Here is a 14,840-nt window from a genome sequence, read left to right as displayed (position 1 = left end):
GCCAATAATACCGAACCTAAAAATATGTCCATTACTGGAGTAATTAGGTCATTGGATTCACATGCCCTACTTTGTATAATTAAGAGATACTATATCTTAAATCGGGGGATTCAAGTGAGCGGTAAGCAGCGATCAAGATTAAGCGCCACATTAATCCTTATCCTAATGAGTTCTTTCACAATAAGCTGCAGTCCACAGCTGAATACCCATACAGAAGAAGCCAGCTCTAATAAGCTGAGAATCACCTTTTGGTCTCCGTTTAGTGGAGGCGATGGACAATTTATGGCCGAATTAATCCAGCAATATAATAACGAGAATAATGATCACGTTAAAATAGAACAGATCAACAATAATTCAAGTGATTATTATCCAAAGCTCTCAACGGCAATCGTGACAGAAGAAGCGCCTGATATCGCGATTGTTCACTCAGCCAAATATTCACAATATGCGCCTGCGGGCTTCTTGACAGATTTGAATGAACTGGCTGTCGAGGCCGGCGTTAATTGGAACGATTTTAATCCGACGATTTTGAAAAGCACGGTTGCCGATGATAAGCATTTGGGAATTCCACTAGATACGCATCTAGAAGTCATGTACTATAACAAAACTTGGCTGAAGCTAGCTGGCCTTCTAGATGAGAAAGAAAAGCCTATTTTATCCAATGGTGAAGAAGGATTCATTCAATTTCTACAAAAAATCCGCGCGAGTGTACCGGAACATATATCTCCTCTGGCTGAGCCTAATGTGCGAATTGACTCCTTCTGGTTGTGGTATTCCTTCTATAATCAGATGAGCATGGATGGGGGACGTTTCTATACCAACGATGGAAAAGCGGCAGCCATTGATAATACTTCTGCGCTGCAATCCTTGAAATTTGTGAACTCTCTTTATACCAGTAAGCTCATCCATCCTAATATTAACGATACGGTTCAAAACTTTGCTAAAGGCAACGCAGCCATATTAATTACAGGCGTTTGGGCAACAGGTACTTTTGAGAAAGCTGCAGATTTGAATTTTGGTGTTACAAAAATACCTCAGATCTACGATCATCCAGCGGTTTGGGGCGACTCCCACACGTTTTCTCTTCCCTATCATGAGAAGCCGGATAAGCAAAAGCAGATTGCAGCCATCAAATTTGCCAATTGGGTTGCGGCTCACGGTGCAAGCTGGGCGAAAGCCGGACATATTCCGGCTGTTAAGAAAGCCGTAGAATCGAAAGAGTTTCAGCAGCTTAAATATCGCCCTGACTATGCCAGCTCGGCGGATGATGTGAAATATTTTCCAAGTCAACCGCGACAGGGAACGATTAATGATGAACTTGTGCGTGAGTTTGAAAAGATGATGGTGGGTCAGTCAACACCACAAGAGGTGCTGCATAATGCGCAAAAGATTATTAATACCAATCTTCAGATTCAGCAGAATACAGCTCAAAAATAGGCTGCAGTGGATTAAAAACCTGCCTATTGCCGTTAAGCTTATTGTTATTAGCTTTATACTTATTGCCGTTCCGCTCGGGATTGCCAGCTATTTGACTTACACGAGCTATTCAGCATCCATTCAAAAAAACACCGGCAAATATCAAATGGACGTCGTGAAGGAATTAACAGCTAATATTGATACCTATATGAATGAACTCAATTTGTTAACTCTGTTGCCTTACCAATCGCAGCAAATATTGAAATATTTGGAGGCGGGCGGGCAGTCGGCTTCGAATCTTTCATTTAATGAAAGGGTGACGATTGAGGATTTCACGAAGCGTGTATTTGCGAATGGAAGATTGGATATTTCAGGGGTAACCCTTTATCGAGTTTCTGGCGGTACTTACTCAGCCATGTTGGAGGAGCAAGCCAATTATTCAATAAAAAGTGTAGAAGATGAACCATGGTATGAAAAAGTATCCAAAACAGGAAAAATCGTTTATATCGGTACCTTCAACAAAACTGCCTTAGACACAAATAACCAAGTGTATTCCTTTGCCAGAAAAATCCGCAGTGTAGATACGGGTAAGGTTCTAGGTTATCTAGTGCTGGATGTGGATAAGAATGTGATTCGTAACAAAATTGAAGCTATTTCCAACGAAAAGAAGAACATTATGATCGTCGATAACGAGGGATCGATGATCTATAAAAGCATGGAATATGGGATTGATTCTGATAAATTACTGCCATATAAAGGTGCAGGGACTGTTGTTTATAAGCAAAACAATGATACAGAGCTTTTATCCTACTATACTTCACCCTTCACGGGCTGGACGATGATCGAAATGGTACCGCTTGCCACTCTGCTTCAGGACACCGTTTATGTTAGGAACTATATTATCCTGATCGGAGCTGTTTGTTTGCTCCTTGCGTTCATCATTTTCACTATTTTCGCCCTGCGTATTACGAATCCGATTAGTGAATTGCGCAATTTAATGAAAAAGGTTGTTGTCGGAGACTTACATGTATCGATTCCCATCAGCAGCCGTGATGAGATTGGGCAGCTTAGTCAATCGTTTAATATCATGGTGTCAAAGCTCAGTGATTTAGGTTATCGTCTTTATGAATCGGAAATTAGAGAGAAGAATGCGCAAATATCTGCATTGCAAAGCCAAATTAACCCTCATTTTTTATATAATACATTAGGTTCAATTAGCATGTACGCAGAAATACAAGGCAACCGTGAAGTGGTTAAAATGACCAATAATTTAAGCAAGCTGCTGCGTTACAGCATCAATAGTCACAAAAGCCAAGTGCCGCTTAATATGGAACTAGAGCATGTAAAAGGCTATATGGCAATACAGCAAATTCGTTTTGAGGAAAAAATTCAATTCCATGTAAATATTGAGCCTGAACTGCTTTCCTATTCCGTTATTCGGTTTATTTTACAGCCGATCATTGAGAATAGTATTGTGCACGGAATTGATAAGGGGAATGGATATGGCAACATTATCCTTACAGGAAAGAAACAGGAAGATAATATGCTGATCACCATTCAAGATGATGGAGCAGGTATGAGCGCGGTGCAATTGCAAAATTTACTTGATAAAAAATTCGATTTGGCCTCATCTGAGGAAGGCACAGGCGGTCACGGTTTAATGAATGTACATCGAAGAATAGCCTTGCGCTATGGTAATCAGTATGGCATTAAGATAGAGAGCAGCCTTCAACAAGGAACAATCATATTCCTTACTTTACCGCTCATAGAAGATAATCTTGAAGGGGGTATAAGGGATGCCTAATATACTAATCGTAGATGACGAAGCGATTTTTCGTAAAGGCATTCGACTAATGATTGCAGAGATGCAATCTGAATGGATTGTTATTGGGGAAGCCATGGATGGCGTGGAAGCCTTAGAAAAAATAGAGGAACTACAGCCCGATTTGATTATTACAGATATCAAAATGCCACGGATGGATGGTATCCAGCTGCAGTATATCGTGAAGGAACGCTACCCGCAGATTGCATGTGTTGTGATGAGCGGGTATAACGATTTCCAATACGCTCGTGAATCCCTAAGATTAGGGGCAAAAGACTATTTAATGAAACCATTCGAAAGAGAAGAGTTATATGATTTGCTTGGCAAGCTGCAGGAAGAGTTGGCGCTAGAAAAGCAGCAAAGTAAAGTAAATGCCAAAGATAGACAAGTACAGAATCAAATGCGTCACCATATATTAGCCGGTCTACTAACGGGGAGCATTCATCATGCGGAGACAGAGCTGCTTGAGAATGTAGGAATTCTATTTCCACATCCTAATACTAGCTGTTTGGTTGCTAAGCTAGACCGAGATTCAGTAACGGATGAAAGATATTACCAATTGAATCCATCTTTGTTTTCCGTCTACATGCAGCAATTTATTCAGGAGAGCATCGACAAATCCTTACTTGGGCATGTCTTTATTTTACATGATAATGAGGTTGTCGCTTTAATCAATCATGAGGAAGGGGAATCCTCGTATTCGGAAATTGAGAAATTAACAAACCGAATCCGCAAGGAAATCCGCGGGCAATCCAATTTTACAATCACGTTTGGACTAGGCAGTCCTGCCAAGGACTTGGAATCAATTTCTAAATCCTACAAGGAAGCGGGATTAGCTTTATTGTACCGATTGGTTATTGGCGGAGACCGCTTGCTTTCTAGTGAGACCATAGCCGAGATGAAAATGGAGAAGTTCGAATGGCATTCCTCCGATTGGAACCTGCTCAATCAATTTGTCCAAGAAGGCGATTTGACTAATGTACAATACCAGGCAAGTCAATTTGTAACCAAGCTTTGTCAACAATGGCATGACCCAGAAATCATTCAACAGCAAATTTGCAAAATGCTGCTTCACTTCTACGAACTGGCAGTCAATTTGGCTGTGGTTAAACAGTGGCTGAAGGCTACCGATGTGAAGCAGGTGTTAATGGATATTTACTCCATTTCGTCCAGTAAAGAATTGATCGAACGCTGCCAGAAGCTGTTAGGTGATTTAAGTGTTTGCATTTCGAACCGCAAGAAAAAGTTTGTAACCAGTCCAGTTGAATTGGTTGTGCGATATGTCGAAGAACACTATGCTGAATCGATCACCCTAAACATGATGGCGGAAATCGTTTATCTGAATCCATCTTATTTAAGCAGCTTGTTTAAAAGCAAGCAAGGTCAGTCTTTTATCGATTTTCTTACGGAAAAGCGAATAGAAAAAGCGAAAACGATGCTGCTCTACTCGGATGAAAAAATTCAAGTGATCTCGGATTCAACGGGCTTTACGAATATTCGTCATTTCAATCGCGTGTTCAAAACGCTTACGAATCGAACCCCTACAGAATACCGTGAGGGTAAGAATATGGGATCGAATTAGGTTTAGCGAGTCGGCCAGTTGAGGGGGATTGACTAAGTAGGTCAATTTGCTATAATTGATATAAGAGAATTTAGCAAATAGGGGCAAAAACAATGAATAATGAAAGACAACCATTATATATGGTGATTCAGGAGCATTTTAAGCGCTTGATTACAACAGGGCAGCTGGCAGCTGATGACAAAATTCCAACAGAGAAAGAATTGATGGAGGAGTTTCACGTTAGCCGAATCACGGTTGCTAATGCCCTCACTCAGCTAGCCAAGGATGGTTGGATTTACAGAATACCAGGAAGAGGAAGCTTCGTCCAAAGCAAGTCTATGCCTCAACCTGTTGTACAATATCAGGATCAGCCTAAAGTGATTGGGCTTGAATCTAATGTGGTTTCCGGGGAAAGCTATCAACCACTATCAACGAACCGTCGCCGAATGATTGGCTTCTTAATTCCGTCGTTAGAGGATTACTTTGCACTAAGATTGATTCAAGGCATTAATTCGATATTGGATGAGAGCCGTTATTATTTAGCTATTGTACTCACGAAAGATAACAAGGATAGAGAAAAAGAAGCGATTATGGAGCTCATCCATAAAGGCGCAGAGGGCTTGATTATTTTTCCAATTGATGCGGAAACCTATAATGAAGAAATCCTCGCAATGAAGATAAGAAATTATCCGTTTGTATTGATTGATCGAAATTTACCTGGCGTAGAAACACATGTGGTAAGCTCGGATAATTTTATGGGCATCCAACTAGCGGTCTCTCACCTTTGGGATCTGGGTCATCGGGATATCGCCATCGTAACGGATTCTCCGCTTTCTACAACTACAGTTGAAGGGCGGATTGCTGGTTATATGGAAGCTTTAAAGCAGAAAAATGCTTTGATCAATCCAGCGTTCATTTTAACTGAATTCAGAATTGATTATAATAAAGGCGTCGACGATCAGCATCCTTTGTATAGATATATCCGTAATAAATTGGCTACGGCATATATAACATTAAATGCTAAGCTTGGTCTTCATATTGCTGCCATTGCACAACGATTAGAGCTTAGTGTTCCTGATGAGCTTTCTATTCTCACCTTCGATGACCCATCCTCGGGGGAAGGTGAAACAAGAGCCTTTACACATGTGGCTCAATCCGAGGCAGAGATAGGCAGACAAGCAGCTGAAGTATTGATTGGCTTGTTGGATAGTGATGGTGAAGGTGATGGTAAATATCATAAGATTATCCTTCAACCGAAGTTAGTGGTGGGTAAATCGACAGGACCGTTAAAAAAGTGATAAGCATAATATAGCGAACTCTTTTTAGACCCGAAAGGTCATAAAGAGGCGCTTTTTTTGTTTTATGACGAGAAATAGATGTATAATGCTATAATCTTAAAAGGCTAATTAAATTATACGATATATATGCTATGTTTATAGCATAAAGAAACTTAGATGGATTATCCTCAATAAGATATAAGATAAACACATGTATCTTGAGTGAATTCAAACGATCGGAGCAGTGGTAATCTTTTGCGTACATGCACTTCTAGGCTTACACCCACATAGACTAATACTAATCTATAAGCGGAGGCTTCCTAAACAGCTATGATCCGCTACACTGAAGGGGGTGGCTGGAATGCCTGGATTGTTTAGTGCAATTGCTTTATTAATCAAACAGTTAACTTTGCTTGTATCCTATGTCAAAAACAATGCGTTTCCACAACCTCTTACCGAGGAAGAAGAAGAAAAACATCTTAGGCTCATGGCTGAAGGTAATGACCATTCCAGAAATAAGTTGATTGAACATAATTTAAGACTTGTCGCGCATATAGTCAAAAAATTCGACAATACAGGAGAAGATTTAGAGGATTTGATTTCGATCGGGACGATCGGATTGATCAAAGCCATCGAGTCGTTCTCTCCCAACAAAGGGACGAAGCTGGCGACTTTTGCAGCACGTTGTATCGAGAACGAGATACTTATGCATCTTCGCTCGCTAAAGAAAACACGCAAGGATGTGTCTTTGCATGATCCCATCGGAACGGACAAAGAGGGGAATGAAATTACGCTCATCGACATTCTCGGTACAGAAGCCGATGATGTCGTAGATAAGGTTCAGCTCAAGATAGAGAAGAGCAAAATATATCGGAACTTGGAAATCTTGGACGATCGCGAGAAGGAAGTCGTCGTTGGACGGTTTGGGTTGGAATTAGGTGGAGAAGAGCGGACGCAGCGGGAGATTGCGAAGGAGCTGGGGATTTCGCGGTCGTATGTGTCAAGGATAGAGAAAAGGGCGCTCATGAAGCTTTATCATGAGTTTTATAAGGCGAAACGGTAAGGTTACGAATTGGATACTTCATTTATTTGGACCCTGTGCAAGTAATGGAGGTGAAGGTTATGACGTTAATCCATATCGAGAATGCCAGTAAATACTACACGATGGGCGAGGAAACGATTAAAGCATTAGATGATGTCTCGTTAGATATTGATCACGGAGAGTTCGTGGCAATCATGGGACCATCAGGTTCCGGCAAATCCACACTGATGAACATCATCGGGTGTTTGGATGTTGTAGATAAAGGTATCTATGACCTGGATGGTCAAGCAATAAAATTGCTAAAGGATTCTGGGCTTGCTGAGATTCGTAATCAGAAGATTGGTTTCGTTTTTCAAAGCTTCAACTTGCTGCCGAGATTAAGTGCCTATGAGAATGTGGAGTTGCCTTTGATCTATCGGGGAATGAGTAAAAAGGAAAGAGAGCCTCTCGTTTTGCATGCTCTAGAATCGGTGGACTTGCTGGATCGTAAGAGGCACTTTCCATCAGAGTTATCTGGTGGACAGCAGCAACGTGTTGCTATAGCGCGAACGTTGGCAGGAGATCCTCCAATCATTTTGGCGGATGAACCTACGGGAGCGTTAGATTCGAAGACAGGTGTGGAGATTTTAAACATTTTAAAGAGATTAAATGCACAAGGTCGGACGATTATTTTGATTACGCATGACTTATTGATTGCGCAACAGGCGAAACGGATTGTGCGGTTTCGGGATGGGCGATTGAATGAAGTTGTTTAGTGTTTATAGGACCGGAACTCCAAATAAGGGGGTCCGGTTTGTTTTATTTTCTTTGAGTTACTCAATGAAAAATTTCGAAAAATGAGCTGACTTGAGAAAATGAACGTTCGGACGCACCATAAAACCAATATTGAAATACAGAGGGAATTATTTTTAGTTTCGAAAATTCAGGAGTGCTGAATGACATTCATAAGGCAACCATCTTCGCATCGTTACCGACCAAAAGGAGAATTTATAAGCGATTATTGGCCGGCCTGCATTGTTTACACATGACGAAATATTGGCCATCCATGCCTACCTACATTGAAGAAAAAAGTGGATTAAACAGGGAGTGGACTGCTATGGCAGCTGCTCCCTGTTTTTCATTGAAGTAACGGGCAGAATTCGTTAATACAGACAGCAAAGATGAAAGCGTATTTTTTCCAGAAGAATTTTCAATCTGATAGGATTAAGATATTACCAAACGTCAGAATGAGGCATATCATAAGTTCTTGAAATATTTGGAGGAAGTAGATGGTGAAAAAATCTCAAGTGTACGGAGTAGGAATGGACTGTACTCATGGACAATTGTAACAATGATTTTATGCCAGAGCTATGGATTTATCATCTATTCGACTAAAGTTACGGGTCCCCTGATTGCGAGAATTTATACCTGCAAGATGTTCATGATCGGGCCCAGGTGTTTCTGGACGGCATATATCAAGGAACCGTTGAACGTTGGAATCCGCAGGGCCTGCAGTTGACAGTCCCGGCTAAAGGAGAGATACTGTCGTTGTCGAACACCGGATTTGATCGGCACCCAGTCTCCTTCCTGCAATGTGACCGATTCACGGTTTAGTTCAAGCTTTCCCTCCCCTTCCAAACAACATAGCAATTCAAACAAATGGTGATGATGACGCGTGCAATACCACCCCGGGGCTTCAAGCCAAAATGCTGCCAACGATTTGCAATTAATTGGTTATATTGGAAAATCGGTACAAATCCACCGAAACCGTTCCTTTTTTCGGATATATAGCTTTACCTTATAATACATCAGTTCAAGGAGGAAGATTATTGAAATTACAGGTTGCAAGGAAAACATCGAAATGGTTTGTCTATCAGAAAATGATCATCGTTTTCATCCTATTTTTTCTCCCTCTTATTTCCATGAACATTTGGTTGAATTACAAAGGAATGTCCCTAACGAGACAAACAATTCTGAATTCCGCTGTGGCTGGTGCGGACTTTTATTCAAAGCAGTTGGATAACGAACTGTATTTAATTCGAAAATTACAGCTTCAACTGCTAAACGATGATAATCTGCAGAAGCTGAGTTTCCGGGGCAGGACACTGGAGGATTATGAAAAGGTCGAGCTCATTAATCGGGTCATAGATCGACTAGCGACTCTTACCGAATCCAGTGAATATGTGGTGAACGCCGGCGTGTATGTTGAGGCCATCGGAAAAACGATTTCCACGACAAACGACGTTACCGTTACACCGAATCCGGAAATGGAATTGATTAAGTCCCTTATCCCAATTACGCCAAAGCCCTCGTTTTATCAGATCGGGGAAAGGATCTTTTTCATTGAAGTTGAAAATTACGGCGGCATCTGGTCCTATATCGAAATCTCGATACCTAAGCTGCTAAACGCTTTAAGAGAAATTACAAACTTGTATCCGGAGTCCAATGTCTTTCTGGGAAATCAAGAATCTGGTGTTGTCTTGACGACTGCGAAAGAAGTCAAGGATTCAGTCGAGATATTGAACTTGACAAGCGAGCCAAGCGTTAAAGACTCGAATGGGTCGGTGATAAGAAAGCTCAATGGTATTAGCTACTTTATCATCCGGGATGAGGTCAGTTCCATGCACTTGTCCTTAATGATGTACGTAAACCAGAATGAAATCACGCGTCCTTTAGTCCATTTCAGTTCATGGTTCTATTCTCTATTCTTTATGGCTGTTATCGTTATGGTGCTGTACTCATTTTCTGTTCATTTGATGATCCACAGACCGATATCCAAGCTGGTCAAAGCCTTCCATATGATTGAAGCCGATAGCCTCAATATCATCATCGAGTCCAAGTCAAATGATGAATTTCATTATGTCTTCAACGGCTTCAATAACATGGCCCACAAACTGAAAAAATCGATTGAAGAAATCTATGAGCAGAAGATCGCGTTGCAGCACTCCCAGTTCAAGCAGCTCCAATCTCAAATTAATCCGCATTTTCTTTACAATTGCTTTTTCAATATTCATGTGATGTGCCAAGTGGGGGACACGGACGGAGCCGCTACGCTTTCCCAGAAACTAGGGAGCTACTACCAGTACATCACAAGAAGCGGATCGGATGAGGTTCCGTTTTATAAAGAATACCGCCATGCACTCGATTATTGTGAAATTCAATGTATTCGTTTCTCAAACCGGATTGCTTACGAATATCAAGAAATATCGAATATCCCGCAGTTTATCCCCGTGCCGTGGCTCATTATTCAGCCTATTGTCGAAAATGTATTCGAACACGCCTTTGAAGACGGTACAGAAGAAGGGATCGTTTATATTAGTACGGATTATCACGAAGGAAGATTGCAAGTAACGGTTGAGGATAACGGAAACATGCTAACCGACGAACATGTGGAACAATTGCGAAAAAAACTCGCAATGGATTCGAAACATATTGAAAAAACGGGATTAATTAACGTGAATAACCGGCTTCAGCTAAAGTATGCATCGGGCAGCGGACTCATCGTCTCGCGCAGTCCGTATGGGGGATTAAAGGTTGATTTAGTTATAATCTTTGGATAAGGAGGCTTGACTATGTACCGACTTTTGATTGTAGACGACGAGCCCGGCATCGTAAATGGCCTAGTTCAGCTTTTTCAGGAGAATACTCAGTTCGAACTGGATGTATGCAAAGCCTATTCCGCCAAAGAGGCTGTCGAGATCGCCAAGAAAAAGAAGCTGGATATTCTACTCAGCGATATACGTATGCCCCAAAAGAACGGACTTCAGCTCATTGATGAAATTACCTTCTATTGGCCGTTATGCCGCATCATATTTCTGAGCGGATACAGTGATTTTGATTACATTCATGAAGCTCTGCGCAAAAATGTGGACGATTATATCCTGAAAACAGAAGGAGTTGGCCCCATTTTCGAAGCCGTGAAGCAGGCTTCCAAAAAACTCGATGAAGAGAACCGCCGTAGAATTCAAGAAGAGAAGGCTAGGATGCATTTTCAAATCGTCGAGCCTTTTTTGAAAGACGAGCTAGTGAGAAGGGTTCTGGAAGGCGAGCCTATGCGTTCACTGAGAAACGAGTCTCGTTATGAAGATGTGGACTTTTGCATTTCGATTGATCAGCCAGCATTTTTTCTGATTGGAAGCATCGACCGCTTGGAGGATGTGACTTCCAGGGGGATTCTTGAATCTGTTCAAAGGACATTTGACAATTACCTGCCCGCGACAATTGCAAGAGAGCAGGCTATTTTAGGTAATGATCTACTTGTCTGGCTTCTGCAGCCTGAAGAAGTGCTGCTAAGTCGTTTTCAGGCCGCTGAAACGGCGATTGAATCGCAGTGGAATGCTGTCAAAGTCTATATGAAAGGCATTTTGGAACAAGTACAAAATGATTGTGAACTAAGGTTGGGTGTTTTCGTATCATTCGGCATATCCGATAATCCTATATGCATATGGGACACAATCCGGGATCAATATGAATCCTTACGGTCCATGCTGAAAAACAGGGTGTCAGCAGGCCAAAATATGGTCATGATCGACCTCGAAGGATCCAGTATGGATGAGGAATCTTTATATGAGCGAGGTGGGATGAGGCAGGAAGACGTAAAATCGTTGGTCATTGACCAGATTCATACGTATATACATGAGCATTTATCCGGAGATATCTCGCTGACCTCCATTGCGGAGAAAGTGCATTTTAACCCGTCGTACTTATCTCGCTTTTATAAACAAATGACAGGGAGTAATTTACTTGAATATATCCATACGATGAGGCTGGAGGAGGCGATTCGCCTCATGGAACATACCAACCTGAAGTTAAATGAAATTGCTGTACGAGTCGGGTTTGATTCGCATTCCTATTTCACGACATTCTTCAAGAGAAAGAAGGGCATCTCCCCCCAAGAATATCGGAATAACAAAACAAATGAGTAAAGAAAGTGAAAGGGAATGTAAAAAACTCAAAATTGAAAGCACGTTCACTTGGTATCATAATTAACTTAGAAATAGATTCATCACAGTTAATAGAAAAAGGGAGGAACGTGTTCAATATGAAACGGATTGCAACATGGAAGATGATTTTGATTGCGACGATGACGCTTTCGGTATTATCAGCATGCTCAAATCAAGGAAAAGAGACAACTAATTCAACGCCTCAGACCTCTACCAATGGGGGGGATAAGGGGAGTAACGCGTCAAATGATCCGTTTGGCAAGTATCCCAATACGGTAACGGTAACGGAAGTGCTTGGCTACATTGCTCCGGAAGATCCGCGGATTCCCAAAGGAATCACTCCGGAACAGAACGCTTATATTAAAAGTCTCAAAGATATGCTGAATATTGAACTGAAGTATAAATGGACAGTTCCGACAAACCAATACGACCAAAAATTTTCACTGGCCATTGCATCCAATGACTTGCCGGATATTATGGAACTGGATCAGACAAATTATGAGAAATTGAAAAAAGCGGGAATGCTTGCCGATCTGACTGAAGCCTATAATAAATACGCCTCTCCGGCGCTTAAGAAATATATGGAGTCCGATGGCGGCTTTGCGCTGAAGGCATTCAGCGAGGATGGGAAATTATTCGGACTTCCGGGCTTTGAGGATCCTTTCTTGTCCACACAACTGCTCTGGATTCGAAAGGATTGGCTCGACACCCAACATTTGCAGCCGCCTAAAACAATGGATGAATTGGAAAAAGTAGCACTGTCTTTTGTACAAAATGACCCGGATCAGAATGGGAAAAATGACACCTATGGGATCGCAGCCCAAAAAAATCTGTTCTACTGGGGATTTGATCTCCGGGGGTTCTTTAACGGATTTGGCGCTTATCCGTCGGTCGGCAATAACCAATCCGCCTGGATTAAGGATGGAAGCGGCAAGTTGATTCCCGGGCTCATCCAGCCTGAGGTGAAGATGGCGCTCGGGAAGCTGCAGTCCTGGTACAAGGAAGGGATTTTGGATAAAGAATTTGCGTTGAAGGATGAGAACAAAGCGGTTGAAGATCTTACTGCAGGAAAAGTAGGGATTTCCTATGGGGAATGGTGGTATCCGAACTGGCCCTTGAACCTGAATGTGGACAAGGATCCGAAGGCGGACTGGATTGCACTGCAAATTCCGGGCTTGAATGGACCCGGGAAATCGCTCGTTCCGAAGCTTCGTGCAAACAAACTCATGGCCGTGAACAAAAATGCGGCAAACCCGGAAGCGGCCATCAAGATGATCAACTTCTACATTGAAATGGGCAATAAGAAATATATAGATCAGAATAAAGCTGAGAACGGTTACGTGTACAATTGGTTCTATCCCCGGATTTACAATCCGGCTCAAATCGAAACGATCTATACCGAAGTCAATAAAGCGCTGGAAGCGAAACAAAATGAAGTTACGCTGGATGATGAAAATTACAAGAACGTAGCGGATGTCTTCAAAGCAACAAACCAATATCTTGCAGGGAATACTTCGGAAGCGACCAAAGGCGTGAACTGGGGACAATATTTCAGCCGTGCGGCTAAAGACGGCGGCTGGGGAATTACGCGCCAGATCAAACAGAGTAAAGCTTATGTCTATAATGAGCTCTACGCTCTTCCTACGAAATCCCAAGCGGAAAAGGGAGCTCAGATGGATAAATTAATGTCGGAGAGCTTCACCAAGATTATTATGGGCGGATCTCTCGATGATTTCGACAAATTTGTATCCAGTTGGAAATCCCTTGGCGGCGAACAAATCACCAATGAGGTCAACGACTGGTACGGCAAGCTGGCTGTAAAATAATTGTATTTGTAGTAATAACGGGAGGGTTTGGCCCGAGCAATTGGCAAATCCCTCCCATTTCAAACGAAAGGAGGTCCGTCGGTGAGGACTCTCAAAACAGAATATCCGCTTCATTTGATGCTGGTGCCCGGTTTGATCGTCACGCTGATCTATGCCTACGGCCCGATGGCCGGCCTTGTGATGGCATTTCAGCAGTTTGAGCCGCTATCCGGTTTTTTTCACTCCAAGTTCATCGGATTAGATAATTTCAGGTATGTATTCGAACTGCCCGATTTCAAACAGGTACTCTGGAACACCATTCTCATCTCGGTTTTTAAAATGATGCTGTTCTTGCTTGTTCCATTGATTCTGGCATTGCTTCTTAACGAGGTAACCAAAAGATGGTTCTCGCGTATCATTCAATCTGCTATTTTTTTGCCGTTCTTTTTGTCCTGGACCGTACTTGGCGGCGTCATTATTGAATTATTCGCTCTGAACGGCCCAATAAACGGCCTGATCGCCGCCTTGCAAATAAAGCCAATCATGTTTATGCTGGACAACCAGTGGTTTCGGGGGATTATCGTCGCTTCCGATGTCTGGAAAGGGATGGGCTACAATATGATTGTGATGCTAGCGGCTATTACCGGAATCAATGCGACTCTGTATGAGGCAGCAGAAGTGGATGGGGCCGGAAGATGGAAACAAATGCTGCATATTACGCTTCCGGGCATGGCGCCGATTCTGATTTTGCTGGGCGTATTAAGCCTTGGAGGCATTCTCAATGCGGGCTTTGAGCAAATCCTGATTCTGTATAACCCGACGGTCTACACAGGTGCGGATGTAATCGACACATTCGTTTACCGGCTCGGGATGTTTAGTCAACAATTCGGACCCGCCGCCGCTGTTGGATTGTTCAAGTCCGTGATTTCCCTTGTGCTCGTGTCTTTGACCTACTATGCGGCCTATAAATATAACAATTACAGAATTTTTTAACA

11 protein-coding genes are annotated in these 14,840 nt (G+C 42.3%); 10 read left to right on the top strand and 1 reads right to left on the bottom strand.

Annotated elements, in window-relative coordinates; all coding sequences use genetic code 11:
• The first annotated feature begins 114 nt into the window (after positions 1–114).
• The 6 genes from QFZ77_RS32160 to QFZ77_RS32135 all read left to right on the top strand — a co-directional run bounded on the left by QFZ77_RS32160 (position 115) and on the right by QFZ77_RS32135 (position 7,873).
• Positions 115–1,437: an ABC transporter substrate-binding protein gene (locus tag QFZ77_RS32160; protein WP_307446269.1), complete on the top strand. Its 1,323-nt coding sequence runs from the start codon at positions 115–117 to the stop codon at positions 1,435–1,437.
• Entirely contained in the window at positions 1,379–3,220 is a 1,842-nt protein-coding gene (locus QFZ77_RS32155) for a cache domain-containing sensor histidine kinase (RefSeq protein WP_307446266.1), read from the top strand. Before QFZ77_RS32160 ends, QFZ77_RS32155 begins: the two co-directional genes overlap by 59 nt.
• A complete protein-coding gene (locus QFZ77_RS32150) occupies positions 3,213–4,820 on the top strand; it encodes a response regulator (RefSeq protein ID WP_307446263.1) in 1,608 nt (535 codons plus the stop codon). The genes QFZ77_RS32155 and QFZ77_RS32150 overlap by 8 nt, the downstream gene beginning before the upstream one ends.
• 92 nt (positions 4,821–4,912) lie before the next feature.
• Positions 4,913–6,097, top strand: a complete 1,185-nt coding sequence (locus QFZ77_RS32145) for a GntR family transcriptional regulator (protein ID WP_307446260.1) — start codon at positions 4,913–4,915, stop codon at positions 6,095–6,097.
• Positions 6,098–6,437: 340 nt separating this feature from the next.
• On the top strand, positions 6,438–7,139 hold the full coding sequence (sigK, locus tag QFZ77_RS32140; RefSeq protein WP_047676202.1) for an RNA polymerase sporulation sigma factor SigK: 702 nt from the start codon (positions 6,438–6,440) through the stop codon (positions 7,137–7,139).
• Between the two features lie 59 nt (positions 7,140–7,198).
• Positions 7,199–7,873, top strand: coding sequence for an ABC transporter ATP-binding protein (locus QFZ77_RS32135; RefSeq protein WP_307446257.1), 675 nt, complete (start codon positions 7,199–7,201; stop codon positions 7,871–7,873).
• A 646-nt stretch (positions 7,874–8,519) separates the two neighbouring features.
• Here the strand turns inward: QFZ77_RS32135 and QFZ77_RS38065 are convergent.
• A complete protein-coding gene (locus tag QFZ77_RS38065) occupies positions 8,520–8,813 on the bottom strand; it encodes a cupin domain-containing protein (RefSeq protein ID WP_373462695.1) in 294 nt (97 codons plus the stop codon).
• A gap of 113 nt (positions 8,814–8,926) precedes the next feature.
• Between QFZ77_RS38065 and QFZ77_RS32130 the strand changes: the two genes are divergently transcribed.
• The 4 genes from QFZ77_RS32130 to QFZ77_RS32115 all read left to right on the top strand — a co-directional run bounded on the left by QFZ77_RS32130 (position 8,927) and on the right by QFZ77_RS32115 (position 14,838).
• Entirely contained in the window at positions 8,927–10,657 is a 1,731-nt protein-coding gene (locus QFZ77_RS32130; RefSeq protein WP_307446254.1) for a sensor histidine kinase, read from the top strand.
• A gap of 12 nt (positions 10,658–10,669) precedes the next feature.
• Entirely contained in the window at positions 10,670–12,022 is a 1,353-nt protein-coding gene (locus QFZ77_RS32125) for a response regulator transcription factor (RefSeq protein ID WP_307446251.1), read from the top strand.
• Positions 12,023–12,138: 116 nt separating this feature from the next.
• Positions 12,139–13,866, top strand: a complete 1,728-nt coding sequence (locus tag QFZ77_RS32120) for an extracellular solute-binding protein (RefSeq protein WP_307446248.1) — start codon at positions 12,139–12,141, stop codon at positions 13,864–13,866.
• Positions 13,867–13,947: 81 nt separating this feature from the next.
• A complete protein-coding gene (locus QFZ77_RS32115; protein ID WP_307446242.1) occupies positions 13,948–14,838 on the top strand; it encodes an ABC transporter permease in 891 nt (296 codons plus the stop codon).
• The last annotated feature ends 2 nt before the right edge of the window (positions 14,839–14,840 follow it).

The sequence above is a fragment of the Paenibacillus sp. V4I3 genome (assembly GCF_030817215.1).
Lineage (GTDB): Bacteria > Bacillota > Bacilli > Paenibacillales > NBRC-103111 > Paenibacillus_E.
This window is presented reverse-complemented; position numbering and strand designations above follow the sequence as displayed.

Bases quoted from the DNA above. Each gene is read 5' to 3' on its own strand.
- QFZ77_RS32155 (WP_307446266.1), top strand. From the start codon at position 1,379: ATGCGCAAAAGATTATTAATACCAATCTTCAGATTCAGCAGAATACAG.
- QFZ77_RS32150 (WP_307446263.1), top strand. From the start codon at position 3,213: ATGCCTAATATACTAATCGTAGATGACGAAGCGATTTTTCGTAAAGGC.
- QFZ77_RS32145 (WP_307446260.1), top strand. From the start codon at position 4,913: ATGAATAATGAAAGACAACCATTATATATGGTGATTCAGGAGCATTTT.
- sigK (WP_047676202.1), top strand. From the start codon at position 6,438: ATGCCTGGATTGTTTAGTGCAATTGCTTTATTAATCAAACAGTTAACT.
- QFZ77_RS32135 (WP_307446257.1), top strand. From the start codon at position 7,199: ATGACGTTAATCCATATCGAGAATGCCAGTAAATACTACACGATGGGC.
- QFZ77_RS32125 (WP_307446251.1), top strand. From the start codon at position 10,670: ATGTACCGACTTTTGATTGTAGACGACGAGCCCGGCATCGTAAATGGC.
- QFZ77_RS32120 (WP_307446248.1), top strand. From the start codon at position 12,139: ATGAAACGGATTGCAACATGGAAGATGATTTTGATTGCGACGATGACG.